Genomic DNA, 22265 nt, shown 5'->3' with positions numbered 1-22265 from the left:
GATCAATCCTGACCGGAGTGTTGCGCCAGGTAAGTCGCCAGCGCGTCAAAGCTGCCCATCTGGTCATAGTCGGCTTCGGGCATGTCCATGCCATAACGCTCAGACAGCGCTGTGACGAGCTTCAGAAAATCCATCGAATCGATGTCAAATTCCTCGCGCAGATCGCCGGTTTGGTCGATCTGCGTCACGTCAATGTCCGGGGCGATGCGGCGCAATGCCTCGGCAACAGCGGTTTGATGAGGTGTCATTTGTTCAGCCCTTCGAGATGTTGCAGGTGCTTGTCGATGGCCCGCAGGAAAAGCGCCCCGCGATGCCCGTCACTGACCCTGTGATCGGCCGAAAGCGTACAGGTACAGCCAAGCCGCGCAGCAACTTTTCCGTCGTGCACCATTGGGCAGAGGCGCGGCGTGCCAAGCCCGACAATGGCGACTTGCGGCGGGTAGATCACGCCAAACAGCTGATCGACCCCGCGCTCGCCCATATTGGTCAGTGTGATTGTCGCCTCGGACAGTTCGCGCGCCCTGAAACGCCCCTCACGCACTCGCGTGACCAAATCGCGCAGGTCTGACATCAGCCCGTCGAGGGGGCGGGATTGTGTGTCAAACAAAGCAGGGGCCACCAGCCCGCCACTGCGGATATGAATCGCTATACCAAGGTGGACCGCGTCTTTGGGGGTGAAGATGCCATCGGCGTAGTGGCCGTTGAATTCGGGGAATTTGGCAAGTGCCTTGGCTGTGGCCTTGGCAAAAAGCGCGCTCATCAAAAGCCTGTCGGCAGGCGGGCGGTCGGCGTTTTCACGGCGCAGGAACTGGTCAGCGGCGGTCAGGTCGATCTGGTGGGACAGGTAATAATGCGGGATCTCGCGTTTGGCCCGCGACATTGCGGCGGCGATGGCACTGCGCATGTCTGGCGTAGCAGCGGTGGTGCCCGGGCCAGCAGTGGCGGTGTCCGTATCAGAAAATCCTTCCACATCCGCGCGGGTGATGATGCCGTCTGCCCCGGCGGAGACCTTTGAGATATCAATGCCCTTTTGACTTGCGAGCCGCCGTGCTGCGGGCGAGGCGCGCAGGCCCTGTTGCGGGGTCTCGGTCGCAGGTGTGGGCTGTGTTTGCGGCACCACCTGCGGTGCAGGATCTGCCGGGGTTTCTTCCGGGATGGACATTTTGGGGGAGGCTGGTTGAGTCGGCACAGGGGCCTCTGGAACCGCCAACGCTGCCTCACCGGGCGCGCGGATCAGCGCCAGCGGCGCGCCAACCGGCACCTGCGTGCCGATCTCGACCAGCCAGTCTTGCAGTAGCCCGTCCTCGAACGCTTCAATTTCGATCACGCCTTTCTGGGTTTCCACAGCCGCGATGACATCACCGTGACGGACCGGCTCACCCGCCGCGATCAGCTGTTCAACCAACGTTCCGGCCTCCATGTCCGCACCCAGTGAAGGCATGACAAAGATGCTCATGGTTTGGCCTGCATCAGTGCTTTCGCGGCGGCGATGATTTTGTCACTTTGCGGAAGTGCGGCCTGTTCCAAATGCTGCGCATAGGGGATTGGGACTTCTTCGCTGCAGACCCGCGCAAGCGGCGCATCGAGGTCAAAAAACGCCTCCTCCGCCAGTCGCATCCCGATTTCGGCGGCAAGGCTGCCGGATTTCCAGCCTTCATCGACAATCAGGGCGCGGCGTGTCTTGCGCACGGATTTCAGGATCGTGTCCATATCCAGCGGGCGCAGGCTGCGCAGGTCGATCACATCAGCAGAAATTCCATCATAGCCAAGGGCCTGCGCTGCACTCAACGCTTTGGGCAGCGATCCGCCATAGGTGATGATGCTGAGGTCATGACCCACATGGCGCAGCGTGGCATGGCTGATGTCAACCGGGCCAGCGTTTTCCGCCAGCGCACCTTCGGTATTGTAAAGCATCACGTTTTCAAAGATCAGCACCGGATCGGGGTCTTGCAGGGCCGTCCAGAGCATGCCGCGCGCATCCGCAACGGTGGCCGGTGCCAGCACGCGCAGGCCCGGAATATGGGCATACCACCCCTCAAGGCTGTGCGAATGCTGTGCTGCGAGCTGTTTGCCGGCACCAGTGGCCATGCGGATCACCAGCGGCACGCCAAACTGATTGTTGGACATATGTCGCATGGTTGCAGCGGTGTTCAGGATCTGATCCAGCGCCAGAAGGGAGAAGTTGACCGTCATCAACTCGACAATCGGGCGCATGCCAGCCATGGCCGCCCCGATGCCTGCGCCGGTGAAGCCGGATTCTGACAGCGGCGTGTCGCGGATGCGGTCCGGCCCGAATTGATCAAGCAACCCCTTGCTGACCGCATAACATCCGCCATATCGACCGACGTCCTCGCCCATCAGGAAAACGCGGTCATCGCGGGTCATCGCATCAATGATGCCAGCACGTGCTGCGTCACGGTAGGTGCTGGTCCTCAGTGTGCCCGGTTCGATCAGGTCGGGCGGAGCAGGCCGGTCTGTCGCGGTGACATAGCGGGTCAGCGTTTCGACGGGTTCATCGTTTGCGGCTTCGGCAAAGGCGACGGCCTCTGTGATTTCTGCGTCGACTTCGGTGATGATCTGCGCAACCTCTTCGGGGTGCATAAGCCGTGCCTCTTCCAGCCAGTTCTGAAACCGCACGATCGGGCCACGCTTGCGCCATTCTGCCACTTCTTCCTTGGAACGGTAAAGCTGTGCGTCAAACATGGAGTGGGGCCTGAACCGGTAGGTCTGGCATTCAAGGAAAAAGGGTTTCCCGGTGTCTGTGATGGATTTGAGCGCGCGCCGGGCGGCGGCTTCTACGGCGACAATATCCATGCCATCCGCCTGTTCGGCCACCATATTGTAGCTGCGGGCCTTGGCACAGACTTCCGTTTGGGATTCAGTGATGCCGATGGCAGAACCCATGGCATAGCCGTTGTTTTCGCAGACAAACAGCACTGGCAAATTCCAGAGCGCGGCCAGATTCATGCTCTCGTGAAACTCTCCTTCAGCCACGGCCCCTTCGCCAAAGAAACAGACGGTTACGCCCTCGCTTTGGGACATCTGATCAGCCAGCCCCAATCCCACCGCCATGGGCAGCCCGCCGCCCACAATCGCATTGCCGCCATAAAAGTTGTGGTCCTTGCTGAACAGATGCATCGACCCACCGCGCCCACCGGCGCACCCTTCGGCCTTTCCATACATTTCCGCCAGCACCGTCCCCATCGGCACACCCCGCGCCAGCGCGTGGCCGTGTTCACGGTAGGTGGCGACAATCCGGTCTTTCGGATCCAGCAGCGGAATGATCCCTGCAGCGATGGCTTCCTCGCCGTCGTAGAGGTGCAGAAAGCCGCGGATTTTCTCCTGCGTATAAAGCTCTGCGCATTTGTCCTCAAAGCGGCGAATGCGGATCATACCCCTGAGCAGCGCGCGGACGTGAGCGTGATCAAGGCTGGGTTTGAGGTTTGTGACGGTCATGATTCATCGCTCTCCAGGGTTGAGATGTCGCCCTCAGGCAGACCCAGTTCGCGCGCCTTGAGCAGGCGGCGCATGATCTTGCCACTGCGGGTCTTGGGCAGGTTTTCGCGAAATACGATCTCCTTGGGGGCCACTGCAGGGCCAAGGCGTTTGCGGGCATGGCCGAGCAGTTCAAGGCGCAACTCTTCGCCCGGTTTAATACCGGGTTTGAGCGCGACATAGGCTTTGACAAGTTCACCCACGGTGTCATCGGGGATACCGATCACGCCAACTTCGGCGACGCTGTCATGTTCCATCAGCGCGCTTTCAACCTCGAAGGGGCCAATCAGATGGCCTGCGCTTTTTATCAGATCGTTGCTGCGCCCGACAAACCAAAAATACCCGTCCGCGTCGCGCATGGCGAGGTCACCGGACAGATACCAGCCATCGCGAAAGCACTTATCGTACCGGGCTTGCTCATGCAGATAGCCGCGCATCATCGAGGGCCAGCCGGGACGCAGCGCGAGTTCTCCCATGGCAAGCGGCGCGCTGACTTCGCGCACACCTTCATCGCTGACCTCGACAATACCCGCCTCGATCCCCGGCAAGGGTTTACCCATCGATCCCGGTTTGATGTCCATGGAGGCAAAGTTGGCGATCATGATGCCGCCGGTTTCGGTTTGCCACCAATTGTCATGGAAGGGCAGGCCAAAGGCCTCCTGCCCCCAGACCACAGCCTCGGGGTTGAGCGGCTCACCGACGCTGGCCATGAAACGCAGGGCGGGGAAGCTGTGCGCGCGGGCGAGATCGGTGCCCGCTTTCATCAGCATTCGGATCGCCGTAGGGGCGGTGTACCAGATGTTCACAGCCTCGCGGTCGAGCGTGTCATACCAGCGATGCACGTCAAATTCGGCCTCGTCCACGATCATTGTGACACGGTTCGTGAGGGGGGCAATGATGCCGTAGGATGTGCCGGTGACCCAACCGGGATCGGCAGTACACCAGTACGTATCCTCGGGTTGTAAATCGAGCGCATAGCGCCCGGTAATATGATGGGCGACAACGGCGTCATGAACATGCACCACCCCTTTGGGTTTGCCCGTGGTGCCGGAGGTGAAATGCAGCAAGGCAGGTTCTTCGGGGTCCATCGCGGCCATCTTGAAACTGTCGGAGGCCGCATCCATAAGCGGGGCCAGATGCAGTGCGTCCTCGACTGCGTCATCGGTCAGAAACACGCAACGCAGGGCCGGCAGGTGGTCCCGCAGCGGTGCAACCTTGCGTTCATAGAGACGTCTGGAGGTGATCAGGGCGTTGGCACCGCCGATCTCCATCCGAGCGCGGATCGGCTCCGGCCCGAAGGCTGAAAAAAGGGGGCAGAACACAGCACCAGCCTTCAGCGTGCCAAGAGCGGCGATGTAAAGTTCAGGCACCCGGCCCAGCAGCGAATAGACCTTGTCGCCCCGCGAAACCCCCTGCGCCTGCAGGACATTGGCAAAACGGTTGGTCAGTTCCTGCAATTCGCCGTAGGTGTAATCTGCGCGAAACCCTGACTTGGTGATCCATCGCAGCGCGGTCTGGCCGCCGTTTCCGGCACTGACATGCCGGTCAATCGCCTCGTGGCAGATATTGAGCTTGCCATCGGGCAATCCGCTTATCTCTTTTCGGGCATCTTCCCAAGTAAAGCCCGCGCGGGTTGCTGGATAGTCATGCAGGTTGGCGTCGCTGTGGGCTCTGTCGTCTTTCGTGATCCGATCATTTGTCATGCGCACCCCATTTCAACTGACTCCGATTGGGAAAAGCATAAGAACTTTGTGTTTGCGGCGGCTGATCAAGATCAATCCGCAGTGGGGAATCCGCTGATATGTCCTGTCAAAGGACAATCACATGAGGAGAATACCATGGAAGATGTCGAACGCCTTTTGAAAGGAACAGTCGAAGAATTGGATAAATTGCTGAACGCCAAGAATGTTTTGGGCGACCCGATTGAGCGCGAAGGATCAACCGTTATTCCAATTGTCAGCTATGGCTTCGGATTTGGGGCTGGGGGCAACTCGGGTGGTAAATCCGGAGCGGGCAGCGGCACCGGGGCAGGCGGCGGGATCAAACCACTGGGCGCGATCATCTTTGATGATCACGGTGCTCGGGTGGAGGCTGTCAAAGGGGCTGTCACGAATGTGGCCGAAGTTGTGGGGCAGGCAGTCACGCTTGCCATGGATCGTGGGAAAAAGCCTGAGAAGGCAAAGGACGCCTGAGCGTCATGTCTGTGGTGCTGATCATTTTGGGGGCCACGTTTGCGCTGTTGCTTGTTCTGGTGATGGTGCTGCTGAGTTTGCCGGTTTTGATGGACTTCCGGCTCAGCCGACATCAGGCCCTGCGGTTTTTGCTGAGCGCGCGACCTTTAGGGGGCCATGGCCCCCGCATCACGATCCTTGACAGCAACCGGCCGCGAAAACCCAAACCCGCCCAAAAAAACAACGAGGCACCCGAGAAGTCGAAGAAACGCCGCACCGGAATGCGGGTGCTCTTTGGGTCAGAGGCCCTGCGCCTTGTCGCATCCCTGCTGCGCCTCATTCATTTTGAGCGGCTGCGCGCAGAGGCTGTCTTTGGTCTGGGCGATCCGGCGGACACCGGGCAGATTTTCGGCCTTTTGACACCAGTGATATATGGGACGGGTTCATGCATTCGCCTTGAACCCGTCTTTGATGGCCCCTGTCTGGAAGGCTTTTGCGAGGCGACCTTCAGGGTCAGACCCATTGCGCTGGCTTTGCCGTTGTTGCGTTTTGTTTGGCAGGTCTTTGGGCCAGCGCGATGAGGTATGTGCTGGACAAGATGTTTGTGACGGCTGCCGGGCCGGTTGGCGTTATATCCGGCATCAAGGTCGGGTGTCACGGTGGCAGAGCGGGCCTTGCTTTTCATGGGACAAAACAGCCGGTTTTCATCCTGATCAGGACCGGTCCAGAGCGGCACCTCCAATCCTACAAGGCCGATGGCGCACAGGCGTTGTCACAGGATATCAGGGCGCTTTGCCCCGGTCTGCTGGAACGGTTTCTGGAGGACAGCACAGGCTTTTAGATCATGCGGCCACCTTAGGGTGACCGCATAGGTTGGCAGGCTCGAGAGCTTAGCTCTTGGTCTCTTTTTTGTCTGCTTCCTCTCGGACAATCTCTACCTTCACCTTGGCAAAGAATGCCGCGATGACGCCGATCAGAGCCAAAATGGGTGCTGCAAGTGCAATTGCGCCGCCCGCCACGGCCCCAACCGTCAATGGAATATCGACTGCGATGTCGCCGTCAGGCTCCTTTATGCGAATGCGGCGCACGGAGGCCTCTGCTGCAAGGCCTTCAACCTTCTCCTTGAGCTTGTCGCCGGAAACTTCGATTTCTTCCACCCAGGATCGGCCTTCCTTCTGTGTCTTTGGAGAGTCGCTTGTCATGATCTGTACCTCAGGTTGTTTCGGATGGGCGGATCATATGGTCAGCGCCGGGGGTCGGCATGATCTGAATCAAAACGGAGGATTACACCATAATCCGCGCGCTGAACCGCCTAAGGGCCATCCATGCGATTGAGAGTGAGAAATAATCATGCCGGGTGAGGACGGGATTGAGGCGCTGCGCCACGCGTGACGTCTCACCGCAGGGCAAAGAGGATCAGTGCTGCGATCAGGATCAGCGTCACCAGCCTGACCGTAGTGCTGATCCGCTCTTCCTGTGTCTGCGCCTTGAGCCATTTAATCATACTGGAACCGCTCCATCAGAATGCGCGACGCGGGCACGCCGCGCGTCATCAATGCCGTTTCAACACTGCTGAGCATGACCGGCGGACCGCAAAGCACAAAGACCCCGGTTTCAAAGAGGCCCTCTCCCAGAACCCGGTCCAGCAGTGCCGCATCGATATAGCCCGTTTCGCCTCGCCATCCGTCCTCGGGCTCATATAAGACATGTACAACTTCTGCCCGCCCGTGGCCCTGCAACGCGTCCAGTTCATCACGGAACACGATCTGATCCGCCGTGCGGTTGCCATAGATCAGCACCGCGTTACGCGCATCCTGTTCCAGGGTCATCTTGCGCAGGATGCTCAACATCGGCGCAATCCCGACGCCTCCGGCAATCAGCACCACATCCGGTTCGGTGCGCCCTTCGATGGTCAAAGACCCATAGGCGCTGTCGATATAGGCGCGGTCCCCGACGCTGACCTGATCTAGCGCGCCGGTGAAATCCCCCAGCTCTTTGATCACAAATCCTATTTCGGGATCATCTGTGGGGGCGGAGCTGATCGAAAATGGGTTTTCATTCAGCGAAAACGGCGAATGGCCGACATTAAGCCAGACAAATTGCCCCGCTTGAAAGGATACGCCTGCGTGGCCCTCCGGCGTGATGCGCAGATCCCATTGCCGGGGGGTCAGCCGCTCTATGCGCGACACACGCCAGCCATGGCGCGCCTGATAGATCGGTTTCAAGACATAGACATAGATCAGCGCCAGCACTGCCAGCCCGGTCAGGATGCGCCATGTCCAGATCAGCGGCGGCTCCTCACTGTAGCGTCCGGCGGCTTCTGCATGGAGCAGCAGCAGCCCAACGATCAGCAGCGCGCCAAACCCGTGCAGGATGCGCCAGCGTTCGTATCTGTACCCCAAAGCATCCCGGTGGATCGATGCCAGCACAAAGGCGGGCAGCAGAACAAAGGCAAGGATGCCCGGCAACAGCGCCCAGAAATCCGTTGTCACGGTCAGTTCACGGCTCGTGTCCCATGGCCGCTCAGGGCCAGGCAGAAAGTCATAGAGAAACGGGTGCAGCAGGGCAAAGGCCAGCGCTGCTCGGCCAATCAGTTGGTGAAACCGGATGGTGATGTCCAAACCCAACGTATTTGACAGGGTCCGGAACCGCCCCGAGAGCACAAATTCCACCAGAATGATCGCAAATGCCAGCAGGCCCAGTCCCGAGGCCAGCTCGTTCCGGATCGACCGGGCGGGGAAGGCCATCAACCAACTCAGCGCAAGCGGCAGGCACACTAATCCCAGATAAGCCAGACACCACAGGGCAGGGCGCAGCATATCAGCGACCCGACAAGAGGGGCCGTAGGGCAGGGGTGTCGCGCCCTTGTATTGCTGTCATCCTGTGGTCTCCTGTCCGGCTTGCGATAAGAACCAGCATTCCACATTTGGGCACCGCGGGTTTTGATATCGATCACTTCGACTGGTTAAGATCAGAGTAACTCTTATTCAGCTTTGTGTTGAGAGTTTAGTATGACCGCCGACACCCCATTGCCGCGCACAGATGAACGTTCCTGCCGCCAGCGATGTGGTATATCATCGCCTTGCTGGCCGTTGCCGCGATCAACATCTGGAAATTTTCCGATACCAAAACGCCTCCGCGTGAGGCGCGCCTAGCACTCTATGCGGGGGTCAATCTGACGGCGCTGGCCATTCACGCAAGGGGCCTGTGAGGTTTTGCATGAAAGCGTGGACTCGTCATGCGCTGCATGATCGCTGCGTTTGTGATCAGGGGTCGGGGCACTGCCCAAGGATGGCTCCTTTGTCAGCTGCCCACAAGGGACGCACCAATCAAAAGGGCCAGACATAGCACAGCACCCAGAATGGGAAACACGATGGAGACTTTGAACGCACCGGGTGGTGTCGGGATTTTTTTGATTTTGAACCACACCAGAGCAAGATTAATCGTTAAAAATATCGCAAGTATCACTTCGGAGGAGGTCTCTGCCAATGTATCCAGCGGGGTAAAGATCGCCAGCACCAACACAATCGCCGTCACAATCACCGTTGCCCTCAGGGGGGTCTGCGTGAGTGGGGAAACCGCCCCGATCCATGCGGGCAGCCGCCCTTCCTGCGCCATGCCATAGGCCACGCGGGCGGCCATGATCAGGATGATCACAACACCGTTCATCGTTGCGATAATGGCTACCAGCGTGATTGCCAGTGGCGGCAGCCCCGTCAGCCGTTCAAACAGCAGGCTGACCGGCGCCGATGTTGCACCAAATTCCTCAACCGAAATGTTTTGCGCCGCCACGAAAGACACCAGAATATAAAGCACGGTGACCGTCAACAAAGTGATGCCAATGGCCCAGGGCATGATCTTGGCGGGATTTTTGGCTTCTTCCACAAGGTTGACCACATCGTCAAAGCCGATGAAGGCGAAAAATGCGATCATGCTGGCGGCAAGAACGCCCGACATCGCGGGCAAGTCCGTTGGTGACGGCAGAAGAGCAGGGGGCAGGGCGTTGAGGCTACCGGGGTCATTGGCCAGCCCAAAATAGATGATGACCAGAAGGCCCAGAACCTCGACCAGCGTCATGGCCCCTGCAATGGCAACGGATTCCCGAATGCCCCAGGCCGCAATCATGGCCATCAGCAGCACGATGCAGATCACCAACAGTTCCCTTGGCAGGGCGATCAGCTCTGCGACATAACCCGCAGAACCCACCGCAATGGCCGCCGCTGCGATCATCGCTTCGGCGAGGACCGCAAGCCCCACGACAACAGTCAACCAGCCAATGCCAAAGGCGTGTTCGACATAGACAGCTTCACCCGCCGCGCGTGGCACCCGGCCCGAGAGCTCCGCAAAAGAGGCGGCTGTGAAGCCCATGACAATTGCGGAAATCAGAAAGGCGGCGGGCGCATAAGACCCGGCGCGCACAATCGTCTCGCCGACCAGAACATAGATGCCCGCCCCAATGGTGACACCCAACCCATAAAGGACGAGGCCCGTAAGGCCGATCGACCGTTTAAGATGCACGGTCTGTTCAGATGCGTTGTCCATTTTCCCCCTAAGCGGTGTAATTGTCCGCGTTATTCCTCAGACTAGTGCTGCCGCGTCCGGCCAACCTTGATTTGTGTCAACGCGTCTGATGTGGACGGGGTACCGGATTATCATGGCCCTGATCTCTATCTCTGGTTCTCAAGTCAGCCCGAGCAGCGTGTCCTTCGCCAGTTTTATCCGGTCAGCGTTGCTGTGTCCGTTCTTGTACTTCTTCTGATCCGTCTCGATCAAAATACCTTCGTCCAGGAAATCCTTGATCGTCCACTTAACGGTTCTTTAGCCAAGCTCGGTATGGCACTGGGTCGTGCCCTAGGAGCACCAGATGCCCGACCGGTCATCGCTCGCCTTGTCGGCCAGAAACATGATGATCTGCGTGCGTGGAGCATTCTTTTGCGACGCGCCAGCTTATTGGAGGGCGTCAAAAGGCGAAAACCCCACGGAATTTTTTACAGATTTTGAACAGGAAATCGGTCATTTCAGCCGACATCGGCCTGCAGCCCAGCCCAAGTTCCTGAACGCTCCTGCACAAAGCCCTGTAAATAAGCCATATTTTTGGTGACCCCGGCAGGATTCGAACCTGCAACCTGCCCCTTAGGAGGGGGCTGCTCTATCCAGTTGAGCCACGGGACCGCCTTGTCCTGATTAGAATACCTTTGGGCAGTTGTCATGACCCGATCTATCAAATCGCGACAGATGCTTGATACCGGGGTCTGACCTGCGCTACGTTGAGTCAACAATTCAGGATTACCATAGTGACAAGACCAAAGCAGCGCCCGCTGACGCTCCGCGATGTATCTGATGCCTGTGGCGTTTCTGAAATGACCGTCAGCCGGGTTTTGCGAAAACGCGGCGATGTGTCTGAGGCGACGCGTGACCGCGTGCTCGCGGCCGCAAAGTCGCTTGGGTATGTGCCCAATCAGATCGCAGGATCGCTCGCCTCGCAGCGTGTCAATCTGGTTGCGGTCATTATACCATCGCTTAGCAACATGGTTTTTCCCGAAGTCCTGAATGGCGTTAATCAGGTGTTCGAGGACACCCCGTTGCAGCCTGTTGTTGGCGTAACCGACTATATGCCGGAAAAAGAAGAACGCGTGCTTTATGAGATGTTATCCTGGCGGCCTTCCGGCGTGATCATTGCTGGCTTGGAGCATTCTGACGCGACCCGTGCAATGCTGCGTAATGCGGGGATTCCAGTGGTCGAGATTATGGATGTTGATGGTACGCCAGTTGATGCGATGGTGGGTATTTCGCATCGGCGCGCGGGACGTCAGATGGCGGATGCGATCCTGAAAGAAGGCTATGAACGCATTGGGTTCATGGGCACTAAAATGCCGCTGGACCACCGTGCGCGCAAACGGTTCGAAGGGTTCACGGAGGGCCTTGCCAAGGCTGGCATCGAGATCGAGGACCGTGTCTTTTATTCTGGCGGTTCAGCGCTGGCCAAGGGCCGAGAAATGACCCAGGAAATGCTCGAACGATCGCCTGACCTGGATTTTCTATATTATTCAAATGACATGATCGGCGCGGGTGGATTGTTATATCTGCTTGATCAGGGCATCGATATTCCTGAGCAAATCGGGCTTGCCGGATTTAATGGCGTGGAATTGTTGCAAGGTCTGCCCCGACAACTGGCCACGATGGATGCTTGCCGGATCGAGATTGGTCAGGCCGCTGCACATATCATTCTCAACAGCACCTCCGATACCCCTGATCCTGATTTTGCCAATCAGGTGACCTTGAAACCAATCCTATCATTCGGGGATACCCTGCGCCGCAACCGCAGAAAATGACACCAGCGGTACTGAGTAACAAAGATGCGCGGCGGATATTTCTGGACCGGCATCGTCTGTCCGAGACGCCGCAGGGGCCTGCATCTGGGTCTGAATTGCTGGGCCTCATCGAATCTCTCGGATTTGTTCAACTCGACAGCATCAACACCGTCGCCCGCGCCCACGATCTGATCCTGTTTTCGCGACGCCCGCGATATCGGCCTAAAGCGTTAAAAGCACTTTATGAACGGGACGGGAGGCTATTTGAGCATTGGACGCATGATGCGGCCGTGATCCCGCTGGCGTTCTACCCAAACTGGCATCTGCGCCGACAACGCGATGCGGAACGGCTCAAGGCGCGCTGGCAGCAGGATCGACGTGCAGGGTTCGAGGCGCAATTCCAAACAATCCTTGATCAGATCCGCGAATATGGCCCAGTCAGCTCTTCGGACGTTGGCAAGGGCGAAGCCCGTGGATCAGGGGGATGGTGGGACTGGCACCCCTCCAAAACCGCGCTGGAATATCTTTGGCGCAGCGGTGCGTTGTGTGTGGTCGGGCGGGAAGGTTTCCAGAAACGCTATGATCTGACGGAGCGGGTTTTGGAGGCGCATCTGTGTGATCCATCCCAGGCACCCGACGTCGAACAAACAATCAACTGGTGTTGTGATCAGGCATTGGCGCGTCTTGGTTTTGCGACGCACGGGGAATTGGCCGCCTTTTGGGCGCATATCACACCTGCGGAAGCACGTGATTGGTGTGAAGCCGAAAAGCGCGCTGGCCGGCTTGAGCAGATCATGATTACCGGTGCGGACGGCAGCATGAAGATCTGCTACGCCCGTCCGGGAATTGGTGAAGATTCTGCTATCGAAGTGGCACCAACCAACCGCTTGCGGGTGCTCAGCCCCTTTGATCCCGCGCTGCGGGACCGCAAACGCGCCGAACGGCTGTTTGGGTTTAACTACCGGGTTGAGATGTTTGTCCCCGCTCCGCAACGTACCTTTGGCTATTATGTCTTTCCCATCTTGCAAGGTGACAGGCTGATTGCGCGCGTGGATATGAAAGCGTTCCGCGACGCGGATACATTGCGTGTAAAAGCTCTTTGGCCAGAGCAAAAAGTTCGATGGAGCAATGCAAAACAACGCGCGTTCGAGGCGGAGCTGGGGCGGCTGACCCATTTGGCGGGCGTCAACGAGGTTACATTTGATGATGGGTGGTTGCGCGATCCTGCCTAGCGCAGAACCAGCTCGGACAAATCCGCTGCTGCTTGCCTGAACAACTCTAGGTGTTGCTCCAAATCCGAAAGCGTCACCCGTTGGGTCGGGGCATGAACCGACAGCGTCGACATCAGCCGACCATGGTTGTCATGGATTGGGACCGCAATTGCGACCATACCATCCATAAATTCTTCATTATCAGTTGAGTAGCCCCGCTCGCGGGTCAGCTCGATCTCTTCCAAAAGCGTCTGCGGATCAGTCATGGATTTCGTTGTATGCTGGTCCAGAATCGCCGCCGACAGGTACTTTGCCAAATGACGGGGGGCGAGGGACGACAGGTACATTTTTCCGCTGGCAGTACAATGAAACGGTACCGTCGTTCCAATAGGTAACTGAATACGCAACGGCCATTTTGTCTCAACACGGTCAAGGTAAACCATACCATCCCGGTCTGGCGTGGCGATGTTGCAGGTTTCGCCCACATCTTCGGTCAGCGCATTAAGAACCGCCAATCGCACGGTTCGCACCCGAGAGGAGGACAGCACGTTGACTGACATCTTCCGCAATCGTTGTCCGGCAGAATAAGATCGCCCGTCGATATCCCGCTGCAAAAAACCTTCTTCTTCAAGGCGATGAAACAACCTGTGTATTGTCGGTTTAGGCAGCCCCAGAACTTCGTTTGCGGCGGTCGGGGTTAGCGGTACCCCGACCCTCGCAATTTCTTCCAGCAGAAACAGCAATCTCAGATTTGTCGGTATGGTGGTATCTGACCTGCCGGCATCTGCCATGTTTCTACACCTTCGAAATAAATCACTGCAGCAGCCATAAGGCCAATTGCGGTGTCAACGCTACTAAAAACCATACACTGATCAGGGCGATGAGATACGGCACTATATATCGAAGCAGGCGGAAATACGGCACACCTGTTACGCCACTCGCCACATAGAGGTTCAAACCATAGGGCGGTGTGATGAAGCCAATTGACGCACCAACGAGGAAAATCACCGCAAAGTGGATCGGATCAACACCGACCGACGCAGCAATTGGCGCAAGGATCGGTGCTAGAATGATCGTCACTGGAAGGCTTTCCAAGATCATCCCGGCCACAAAAACAATCGCCATCGACGTGAACAGCACGGCATAATACCCACCCATTCCGGTTACGAAATCGCCGATGAATTCCTTGGCACCCAATGCTGACATGACTTGCTGCATCGCGACTGACACCGCAATAAGAGGCACCAGAATACCGGTGATCTGTGCGGATCGGGTCACAATTTTTGGCACCTGAAGCAGCGTGAACCCTTCAACCACAAACATGGACATCATGTTTTTTTCCGTCACAGGCGTGTCTTTGTCGCCCCCCATGATCTTGTTGAGCGGATGGCAAATCATGCCGACGATGATACAGAAACCCACTGTCACCCCGGCCGCTTCTGTCGGAGAGAATTTGCCCGAATAAATGCCCCAAAGCACCAGACCGATCGCAAAGAAGCCCAACCAGGCACCGATTGCCGTTTTGATGACACGAGAGATGGACAGTTTGATCAGATACCCCCAGCCATTCAATGTGCAGATGATAAACGCCGCCGTCATCATCGCCAGAACCATCAGGCTACCCGGAACGATGCCCGCAACGAACAGTTCCGAAATGGAGAGGTTCATTAAGAACCCATAAACAATGAAGATGATCGACGGTGGAATGATGATCCCGACCGTACCGCCCGCCGCAGCGGTTGCCGCAGAGAACCGTTCGTCATAGCCACCTTTGACCATTTCAGGGTGCAACATGGAACCGATGGTTGCCGTCGTGGCCGAGTTGGACCCTGAGATCGCAGCGAACAACCCGCAGGCGGCAATTGCGGCCATGGCAAGACCACCACGCAGCCATCCGAGACATGCATAGGCAAAGTCCGATAATCGTCTGGCAATACCTGACTGGTTAATCAAATCCCCGGTCAGGATGAACAATGGCATCGCAAGAAGGGCAAAGCCCTTGTTGAACACATTCAGCAATTCGTTGCCTGTGTTGTCCAGTTGCAGCCCGATCACAAAACTACAGCCAATCACCCAGTAAAAGATGACCAACAGCACTGGCGTGCCAAGCATAAAGACAACCGTTACGCCCAGGGAAATTAGGGTAATCCACGATGCATCAGACATCACGCTTCTCCGCCAATGACAGCTTGTTTAATGATTTCCTGACCGGTCCGGTAGTTGTGCCAGTCTTCCAGCCAGTTGCCGACAACGCGGCCTGACATCAGGGTAAAGGCCAGTGGCACGGTCACGTAGAACCACCACTTCATGGTATCATCCACGCCGTCGACGAGTTGGAAGTTGTCGGCGGAATAGGCTGTGAACCGCAAGGATGTGGTGATCGCGATCCAGCAAAAGCCCAGCCACAAAAGCGCATCCATTGTCAGCGCGGCCATCTGCGCAGGAGGAGACATCTTGCTGCGAAATTCGCTAAAGCTAAGGTGGGTGCGCAGTTTGACGTTATAAGAGCATCCAAACCACGCCATGATCATAAACAGGAACGGTGGCACTGTGGTTGATCCCGCCCATTGGCGCGAAAACCAAAAGCGGTCGATCACGCCCCAAAAGATGATGCCAGCGATCATCAGATAGGCGACAACCGAAATGCCCCGCTCAAGATGGCGATCGACAAAAGGTAGGGCCTTGTAAAAAAGGTTCGCCAGAATGCCGCCGATAATGGTGACAAAAAAGCAGAACAACCACATCCCATCCGCGTTAAAAGCGTCCTTCATTTTCCATGCGCTGCCGGAAAACAGTGCAGAAAACACTTCTGCTACTTCGGCCCATATCGACATCAAGGCATCCCCCCCTTGTTTGAAACGGCTCGTCTCAAGACCCTATGCTGCGCTATCTGCAGCTTTTGGTCGATCCAAAAAGCGTTTTTTGCTAAAGAAAAGCCGACCCGCCTGCGCAGGTCGACCTTTGATTTACGAAGCTTCTATCAGCCTTTCCACCAGCGGCGAGGCTCAACGTTTTCTGCCAACGTATCTTTCGGAATCTGCCGTGCGATGTCGTAGATTTCCTGATACGTGTCGCGGCCACCGGACCACGCATTGAGGCGCTCGCGCCAGTCTTCCCACAGCTGTGGCTGGAATTCTGGCGAACACATTTCCTCGGCCATTTTGATCTGATCATCGGCAAGGAATGCGTTACGCACCCCGTTTTGTGCAAAGATCGTTCCGGGCAATTGTGGATCAGAGTGTCCAACGGTGTTAACCAGCGCCGCTTCGTTCGCCGCTTGCACGTGAACCTGCGCCAGATAGGACGATTCCATCACCGCATCCTGCAAGGCACCATCAAGGCTGTCGAACGCTTTGACAGACATCGCCGTATGCTCTGTGCCGCAGAAGAATTTCAGGTCAACCGACTGTGAAACCACTGGCGACATATTCGCATAAGCAACCGCAGATGCCCAAGTTTCCGCACCATCAATGAGGCCCTGCTTCAGACCATCAAGTGTTTCTTCCCACGCCACAGGCACTGGGTTCAGGTTCAGCGCTTCCATCGCGATGCGGCCCAGTTGAGTCCCTGTAACGCGGTTCTTGGTCCCAAACATTTCCTCAAGCGTCGTGATGGTTGGCGCATCCTTGTACTTCAGGCCCATCTGGATGCCGCGCAGTTCGCAGTGGCTGAACAGGAATTTGAGGCCGTGGCGCTTTTCGTAGGGGTCCCGCAACAAAGGAACTGATTCGGGGGAATAGAGGAAGTGATACTGTGCCGCGCGTGACGGGAACATGTAGGCATAGTCCAACACGTTCAGATACGGTGCACCACCCGCAGAGTTCTGCGTAGAGGCAGCATAGATATCGACAATGCCCTGCTGCGTTTTCTCAACGCAAGAGGTCTGGCCACAGATCTGGTTATCGCCGATGAACTCAACCCGGATTTCGCCGTCTGTGCGGCTTTCCAGATCGCGGGCAAATTCCAATGCGCCAGCACGTTCAATCAACAGGTTACGGGCATTAAAGCCGGACGCACCGAATTTGAAAGTGAACTTTGCTTCCTTGGCGAAACGCTTTTCATAAGTCGATTCCGCAGCACTTGCGAGATTTGCGAGGCTCATCGCCCCACCAAAACCGCCCGCAGCCAGCAAGGTCGAACTCATTCCATAACGCCCTGCGACCCGGAATAGATCGCGGCGTGAAATGCCTTTCAGTTTCCGTTGTAAACTCATTTTGGTTCCTCCCAGTTGAGTAGTTTTTTAATTAATGAGACTTATTGTTTCAAAAAAGACTAGTATGGTTTTGTGCTTCTGTATAGAATTTTCTTCAAGCAACTGGGGGAAAGTTGAAATGGAAGCAGATTTCATCGTAATTGGCGCAGGTTCTGCAGGATGTGTTGTAGCAAATCGGCTCAGCGCAGATCCGAAAAACAAGGTGATTCTGTTGGAAGCGGGGGGTCGCGATCTGAACCCGTGGATCCATATTCCAGTTGGATATTTCAAAACGATCCACAATCCAAAGGTTGACTGGTGTTATAAAACTGAACCTGATCCGGGGCTGAACGGTCGATCAATTGAGTGGCCCCGCGGCAAGGTTCTGGGCGGATCATCTTCGCTGAACGGATTGCTCTATGTGCGTGGGCAACCACAAGACTATGACCGCTGGCGTCAGATGGGGAATACGGGATGGGGGTGGGACGATGTGTTGCCCCTGTTCAAACGTGCGGAAAAGAACGAACGCGGGGCTGATGAATTTCATGGCGATCAAGGGCCGCTTTCCGTCAGCAATATGCGCATCCAGCGGCCCATCACCGATGCCTGGGTCGCAGCTGCACAAGCGGCGGGGTACAAATTCAATCCCGATTACAATGGTGCAGATCAGGAAGGCGTTGGTTTCTTTCAATTGACCTCAAAGAATGGCCGCCGGTGCAGCGCCGCTGTGGCCTATCTGAATCCGGTAAAAAGCCGTGAGAACCTCAAGATCATCACCCACGCCCAAGTGGATAAATTGGTCATCAAAGACAAACGGGCAACGGCAGTGACCTACACTGACCGAAGCGGCAACGTGCACACGATTACAGCCGGACGCGAGATCATCTTGTGTGGCGGTGCGATCAATTCGCCGCAGCTCTTGATGTTATCGGGCATTGGCGAAGCGGCCCAGTTGGCAGAACATGGAATTGAGGTGCAACAGGACCTCACAGGCGTTGGCAAGAACATGCAGGACCACCTACAAGCGCGATTGGTCTATAAGTGTAATGAACCGACCCTGAATGATGAAGTTAGCAGCCTTTATGGTCAGGCCCGGATTGCCCTGAAGTACGCGATGTTCCGGTCTGGACCGATGACCATGGCAGCCAGCCTTGCCACTGGCTTTATGAGAACCCGAGATGATCTGGAGACCCCTGACATTCAGTTTCATGTGCAGCCCCTGTCTGCGGAAAACCCCGGCAAGGGTGCGGACAAGTTTTCGGCCTTTACCATGTCGGTCTGTCAGTTGCGTCCAGAAAGCCGGGGTGAAATCAGGTTGGGCAGTGCTGAACCGCGTGCATACCCAAAGATCATTCCAAATTACCTCGCCACCGAAACGGATTGCCGGACTGTTGTGGCGGGCGTCAATATCGCGCGAAAAATTGCACGTCATGCGCCTTTGACGTCAAAGATTTCACAAGAATACCGTCCGCATGCGAGCCTTGACATGGATGACTACGATGCGACGCTTGACTGGGCGCGCAACAATACGGCGTCGATTTATCACCCGACGGGGACCTGTAAGATGGGTCAGGGCAGGGACGCAGTTGTTGACGCGCGTCTGCGGGTTCATGGCATCGCGGGGTTGCGTGTGGCCGATTGCTCAATCATGCCAGAGATCGTTTCAGGCAACACAAATGCGCCAGCGATCATGATCGGAGAGAAAGCCAGCGATCTGATCCTGGAAGATCTGCAGGGCTAAAAGACGCGCGGCCGCAGACCAGCGTGGAACCAACTGAGATACGTAAATATTGAATAGACGGGCCGCCCCGTTGCTTGCTCAATATCCGGTGCATAGGGCACCATATTGGTGCATTCCAAAACGATTGCACCTACATTGGGGTGGTCCGCGATCAATTGTTGGGCCGCGCGTATCATGTCCTGTCTGGCATCAGAAACATCCAGTGTTGTCAGATTGCCAAGAATAGATTTTGAAAAGCTGCTGCCATCGGTCCCTTGCACAGGACAGTGTGGCGGCGCGCCTGCGGCCTCCAGATGTGCGAGCGTCAGCGTTGCGGCTGAGATTGTCAGAATGCCGACCATCTGATCGGATGGGAGCATCGCCTGAACCTGAGCGACCTGTTCAAGCGCTGACGCAGCAACCGGGACCTTGAGTGCTGTCGACAGTCGCGGGCGGATCAAAGCTAGAAATCCACAGGTGGTGGCAATGCCGGTGCAGCCCGAAGCAACCAAATCACGACCTGTTTCAATGAAGGCCTGCACAAATGGTTCGACGTCGTCGCATACAATCGCACTGGGTGTTGCGCCGGGAACCACCGCATACCGCACGGGGAACGGCCAGGTGTCCGGGTTCCCGACATCCCCAAGGATACGCGGAAACTGCGTATCGAGCATTAAAATACCCAATCTGGCGTGATCCTCTTGGCGCATCTCACTATCCATTCCTTGCTCAGTCAGCCTGCCGCTGATTGAGAGTCGCATCAAGCGCAACTATCCTTACAATAACAATTTACAAACATTTTGTTGACGATTTGTATTTTTGTGCAAGTATACCGGAAAGGAATCAAGCCGTGACACATCCATTAGATATACTGGAATTAGATATGCTGGCGGCCTCATGACGCGACACGTCGTTGTCATTGGTGCGGGAATTGTTGGAGTTTCCACTGCCATATGGCTGCGCAGGGCCGGTGCGGATGTTACTTTGGTTGACCGCGCAAAGCCAGGGACCGGAACATCGCATGGCAACGCCGGCGTGCTTGCCGCCTGTTCGATGGTGCCGGTCACGGCCCCCGGCCTGGCCCGAAAAGCGCCCGGTATGCTTTTGGACCGTGATTTTCCGTTGTTCCTGCGCTGGTCCTATCTGCCCCGACTTCTGCCATGGCTCCGACGTTACATGAGCAACGCGAACGATGCCGACACCCGCCGGATCGCCAAGGGATTGATCCCCATCGTTTCGGACAGTGTCGAGCAACACAAAAGCCTATGTGCTGAATTGGGACTGGGGGATTGGGTCACTGAAAGCGACTATTGCTTTGCTTACCATGACCGTGCTGCATTTGATGCGGAGCGCTACACTTGGGCGCTTCGGTCTGATGCGGGTTTTGTGCCCGAAATCATCGAAGGCGGGGCAGTGCATGAATATGAACCTTCTTTTGGGCCTGACATCACTTTGGTGGCCTGCCTGAAAGAACATGGATTCATCCGTGACCCCGGCGGCTATGTTCAGGCGCTGGCAAAGGCGTTCACCGAACGTGGTGGAAAGATCATACAGGCAGACGTAGAGGATTTTGATCTGAGCGGTGGCTTGGTCAAGGGCGTGCACACAACACAAGGCACAATTGCCTGCGATGATGTGGTGCTTGCCACGGGTGTCTGGTCAAAACCACTGATGCAAAAACTTGGGTTGAACGTGCCCTTGGAGGCGGAGCGTGGATACCACATTGTGTTTGAAGGGGCATCGGGCGGCCCCTCGCGTCCGTTCATGATCGCCAGTGGAAAATTTGTCGCAACGCCTATGGCACAGGGGTTGCGGTGTGCCGGTATTGTCGAATTTGGCGGGCTGGATGCAGGCCCCTCAAAGGCACCGCTCGACCTGTTGCGCAGACAAGTAAAACGGACCTTTCCACAACTGACTGCAAGCAATGAAATCGAATGGCTGGGGCATCGACCCGCCCCCAGTGACAGCCTTCCCCTGATCGGGGAGGTTGGACAATCTCGGGTCTTTACTGCCTTCGGGCATCACCACATCGGGTTGACGGGCGGGCCAAAAACGGGCCGACTGGTCGCCGGATTGATCACGGGTCAGCCAACCAACACCGACCTGACCGCGTATCACCCGCAACGCTTTGGCGCTGCATAAAACCAACTGGGAGAAGATCAATGAAACGAACTGCAAAACTAATGACGGGTGTGGCAACGGCGGCACTTGCGTTGACAACCGCAATTCCTGCATTCGCGGCCGAAAAGTGGGACATGCCGATGGCGTATTCGGCATCCAACTTTCACTCTGAGAACGGAGTGACATTTGCCCAATGCGTCACCGATGGCACAAGCGGCGAAATTGAGATCACGGTTCATCCCGGCGGATCGCTTTTTGCTGGTGCAGACATCAAACGGGCCATCCAGACCGGTCAGGTACAGATTGGCGAGCGTCTGTTGTCAGGCCACCAGAACGAAAGCGCCGTCTTCGGCTTTGACAGCATCCCGTTCCTTGCGCCGTCTTTCGATGACAGCGGCAAACTGTGGGAAGCAGCCAAGCCCAAAGTCGAAGCGGTATTGGAAGAGCAGAATCTGCACCTGCTTTATAACGTGCCATGGCCGCCACAGGGCCTCTACTTCAAGAAAGAAGTGAATTCCGTCGCAGACATGGCAGGCGTAAAATTCCGGTCCTACAACAACACCACGGCACGTTTGGCGGAATTGACCGGCATGGCCCCGGTTACAATTGAGGCCGCAGAAGTCAGCCAGGCCTTTGCCACTGGGGTCGCGGAATCGATGATTTCATCAGGTGCCACCGGCTATGACCAAAAAGTCTGGGAAAGCCTGACGCATTATTATGAAGTCGATGCATGGCTGCCGCGCAACTATGTGATGGTGAATGCCGATGTCTGGAGCGGTGTTTCTGACGCCAACAAAGAGATCATCAATACCTGCGCCACCGAGGCTGAGGCACGCGGCTTGCAGGCGTCCAAGGACTACACCCAGTTCACCTATGACGGTCTGCGCGAAGGTGGCATGGCAGTTGGTCCCGCCGGCGAAGAGCTGATGTCTGGCCTGCGCGAAGTGGGTGCTACCATGACGGCAGAATGGCTTGAAGCCGCCGGAGATGACGGCAAAGCGATTGTCGATGACTTCAAAGCGATGAAGTAATCCCAGAACCAAA

The 22265-nt window shown here is 56.6% G+C and carries 22 protein-coding genes and 1 tRNA gene; 10 read left to right on the top strand and 13 right to left on the bottom strand.

What is annotated here, in order from left to right:
- Window positions 1–2 precede the first annotated feature (2 nt).
- The 4 genes from C1J02_RS19950 to acsA are packed head-to-tail and all read right to left on the bottom strand — an operon-like array spanning window position 3 to window position 5198.
- Window positions 3–248: an acyl carrier protein gene (locus tag C1J02_RS19950; protein WP_114880129.1), complete on the bottom strand. Its 246-nt coding sequence runs from the start codon at window positions 246–248 to the stop codon at window positions 3–5.
- Complete coding sequence (locus tag C1J02_RS19945; protein ID WP_114880128.1) at window positions 245–1456, bottom strand: dihydrolipoamide acetyltransferase family protein; 1212 nt, start codon at window positions 1454–1456, stop codon at window positions 245–247. The genes C1J02_RS19950 and C1J02_RS19945 overlap by 4 nt, the downstream gene beginning before the upstream one ends.
- Complete coding sequence (gene pdhA, locus C1J02_RS19940) at window positions 1453–3456, bottom strand: pyruvate dehydrogenase (acetyl-transferring) E1 component subunit alpha (protein WP_114880127.1); 2004 nt, start codon at window positions 3454–3456, stop codon at window positions 1453–1455. Before pdhA ends, C1J02_RS19945 begins: the two co-directional genes overlap by 4 nt.
- Window positions 3453–5198 (bottom strand): acetate--CoA ligase, encoded by a 1746-nt coding sequence (gene acsA, locus C1J02_RS19935; protein WP_114880126.1) that lies wholly within the window; start codon window positions 5196–5198, stop codon window positions 3453–3455. Before acsA ends, pdhA begins: the two co-directional genes overlap by 4 nt.
- 135 nt (window positions 5199–5333) lie before the next feature.
- Here acsA and C1J02_RS20995 point away from each other — a divergent pair, with 135 nt between their 5' ends.
- From C1J02_RS20995 to C1J02_RS19920, 3 genes are read left to right on the top strand one after another with little or no spacing between them, the layout of a single operon-like run.
- Entirely contained in the window at window positions 5334–5687 is a 354-nt protein-coding gene (locus C1J02_RS20995) for a GerW family sporulation protein (protein ID WP_162798388.1), read from the top strand.
- 5 nt (window positions 5688–5692) lie between these two features.
- Complete coding sequence (locus C1J02_RS19925; protein WP_114880125.1) at window positions 5693–6247, top strand: DUF2953 domain-containing protein; 555 nt, start codon at window positions 5693–5695, stop codon at window positions 6245–6247.
- Window positions 6244–6507 (top strand): hypothetical protein, encoded by a 264-nt coding sequence (locus C1J02_RS19920; protein WP_114880124.1) that lies wholly within the window; start codon window positions 6244–6246, stop codon window positions 6505–6507. Before C1J02_RS19925 ends, C1J02_RS19920 begins: the two co-directional genes overlap by 4 nt.
- A 49-nt stretch (window positions 6508–6556) precedes the next feature.
- Here C1J02_RS19920 and C1J02_RS19915 read toward each other — a convergent pair whose 3' ends face one another.
- Both C1J02_RS19915 and C1J02_RS19910 read right to left on the bottom strand, forming a co-directional pair.
- On the bottom strand, window positions 6557–6868 hold the full coding sequence (locus tag C1J02_RS19915) for a DUF4342 domain-containing protein (RefSeq protein ID WP_114880123.1): 312 nt from the start codon (window positions 6866–6868) through the stop codon (window positions 6557–6559).
- A 294-nt stretch (window positions 6869–7162) separates the two neighbouring features.
- The gene (locus C1J02_RS19910; RefSeq protein WP_114880122.1) at window positions 7163–8485 is read right to left on the bottom strand and encodes a ferric reductase-like transmembrane domain-containing protein; all 1323 of its coding nucleotides are present in this window, start codon (window positions 8483–8485) and stop codon (window positions 7163–7165) included.
- Window positions 8486–8730: 245 nt separating this feature from the next.
- Between C1J02_RS19910 and C1J02_RS20990 the strand changes: the two genes are divergently transcribed.
- On the top strand, window positions 8731–8877 hold the full coding sequence (locus C1J02_RS20990) for a hypothetical protein (protein ID WP_162798387.1): 147 nt from the start codon (window positions 8731–8733) through the stop codon (window positions 8875–8877).
- Window positions 8878–8969: 92 nt separating this feature from the next.
- Here the strand turns inward: C1J02_RS20990 and C1J02_RS19905 are convergent, their stop codons facing one another.
- Entirely contained in the window at window positions 8970–10208 is a 1239-nt protein-coding gene (locus tag C1J02_RS19905; RefSeq protein ID WP_114880121.1) for an APC family permease, read from the bottom strand.
- A gap of 90 nt (window positions 10209–10298) precedes the next feature.
- Here C1J02_RS19905 and C1J02_RS20985 point away from each other — a divergent pair, with 90 nt between their 5' ends.
- Entirely contained in the window at window positions 10299–10667 is a 369-nt protein-coding gene (locus C1J02_RS20985) for a hypothetical protein (protein ID WP_162798386.1), read from the top strand.
- 94 nt (window positions 10668–10761) lie between these two features.
- Here the strand turns inward: C1J02_RS20985 and C1J02_RS19895 are convergent.
- Window positions 10762–10838, bottom strand: a tRNA-Arg gene (locus C1J02_RS19895).
- 122 nt (window positions 10839–10960) lie between these two features.
- Between C1J02_RS19895 and C1J02_RS19890 the strand changes: the two genes are divergently transcribed.
- Together C1J02_RS19890 and C1J02_RS19885 are read left to right on the top strand one after the other, a co-directional pair.
- Window positions 10961–11998, top strand: a complete 1038-nt coding sequence (locus C1J02_RS19890; protein ID WP_114880120.1) for a LacI family DNA-binding transcriptional regulator — start codon at window positions 10961–10963, stop codon at window positions 11996–11998.
- Window positions 11995–13209, top strand: coding sequence for a winged helix-turn-helix domain-containing protein (locus C1J02_RS19885; RefSeq protein ID WP_114880119.1), 1215 nt, complete (start codon window positions 11995–11997; stop codon window positions 13207–13209). The genes C1J02_RS19890 and C1J02_RS19885 overlap by 4 nt, the downstream gene beginning before the upstream one ends.
- Here C1J02_RS19885 and C1J02_RS19880 read toward each other — a convergent pair.
- The 4 genes from C1J02_RS19880 to C1J02_RS19865 form a co-directional block, all read right to left on the bottom strand.
- Window positions 13206–13979 carry an IclR family transcriptional regulator gene (locus C1J02_RS19880; protein WP_114880118.1) on the bottom strand — a complete coding sequence of 258 codons (774 nt, stop codon included), beginning with the start codon at window positions 13977–13979 and terminating at the stop codon, window positions 13206–13208. The genes C1J02_RS19885 and C1J02_RS19880 overlap by 4 nt on opposite strands.
- Window positions 13980–14001: 22 nt before the next feature.
- The gene (locus C1J02_RS19875; RefSeq protein ID WP_114880117.1) at window positions 14002–15354 is read right to left on the bottom strand and encodes a TRAP transporter large permease; all 1353 of its coding nucleotides are present in this window, start codon (window positions 15352–15354) and stop codon (window positions 14002–14004) included.
- Window positions 15354–16022, bottom strand: a complete 669-nt coding sequence (locus C1J02_RS19870; RefSeq protein WP_114880116.1) for a TRAP transporter small permease — start codon at window positions 16020–16022, stop codon at window positions 15354–15356. The genes C1J02_RS19875 and C1J02_RS19870 overlap by 1 nt, the downstream gene beginning before the upstream one ends.
- Before the next feature lie 146 nt (window positions 16023–16168).
- Window positions 16169–17401 carry a TRAP transporter substrate-binding protein gene (locus tag C1J02_RS19865; RefSeq protein WP_114880115.1) on the bottom strand — a complete coding sequence of 411 codons (1233 nt, stop codon included), beginning with the start codon at window positions 17399–17401 and terminating at the stop codon, window positions 16169–16171.
- A gap of 118 nt (window positions 17402–17519) precedes the next feature.
- Here C1J02_RS19865 and C1J02_RS19860 point away from each other — a divergent pair, with 118 nt between their 5' ends.
- Window positions 17520–19121: a GMC family oxidoreductase gene (locus C1J02_RS19860; RefSeq protein ID WP_114880114.1), complete on the top strand. Its 1602-nt coding sequence runs from the start codon at window positions 17520–17522 to the stop codon at window positions 19119–19121.
- On the opposite strand, the gene C1J02_RS19855 is transcribed toward C1J02_RS19860, so the two are convergent.
- On the bottom strand, window positions 19118–19822 hold the full coding sequence (locus C1J02_RS19855; protein ID WP_254693166.1) for an aspartate/glutamate racemase family protein: 705 nt from the start codon (window positions 19820–19822) through the stop codon (window positions 19118–19120). The two genes, C1J02_RS19860 and C1J02_RS19855, sit on opposite strands and share 4 nt — an antisense overlap.
- Before the next feature lie 175 nt (window positions 19823–19997).
- Between C1J02_RS19855 and C1J02_RS19850 the strand changes: the two genes are divergently transcribed.
- A complete protein-coding gene (locus tag C1J02_RS19850) occupies window positions 19998–21242 on the top strand; it encodes an FAD-binding oxidoreductase (protein WP_114880113.1) in 1245 nt (414 codons plus the stop codon).
- A gap of 20 nt (window positions 21243–21262) precedes the next feature.
- Entirely contained in the window at window positions 21263–22252 is a 990-nt protein-coding gene (locus C1J02_RS19845; protein WP_114880112.1) for a TRAP transporter substrate-binding protein, read from the top strand.
- Window positions 22253–22265 lie beyond the last annotated feature (13 nt).

It is taken from the genome of Sulfitobacter sp. SK011, assembly GCF_003352065.1.
In the GTDB taxonomy this organism is placed as follows: Bacteria; Pseudomonadota; Alphaproteobacteria; order Rhodobacterales; family Rhodobacteraceae; genus Sulfitobacter.
This window is presented reverse-complemented; position numbering and strand designations above follow the sequence as displayed.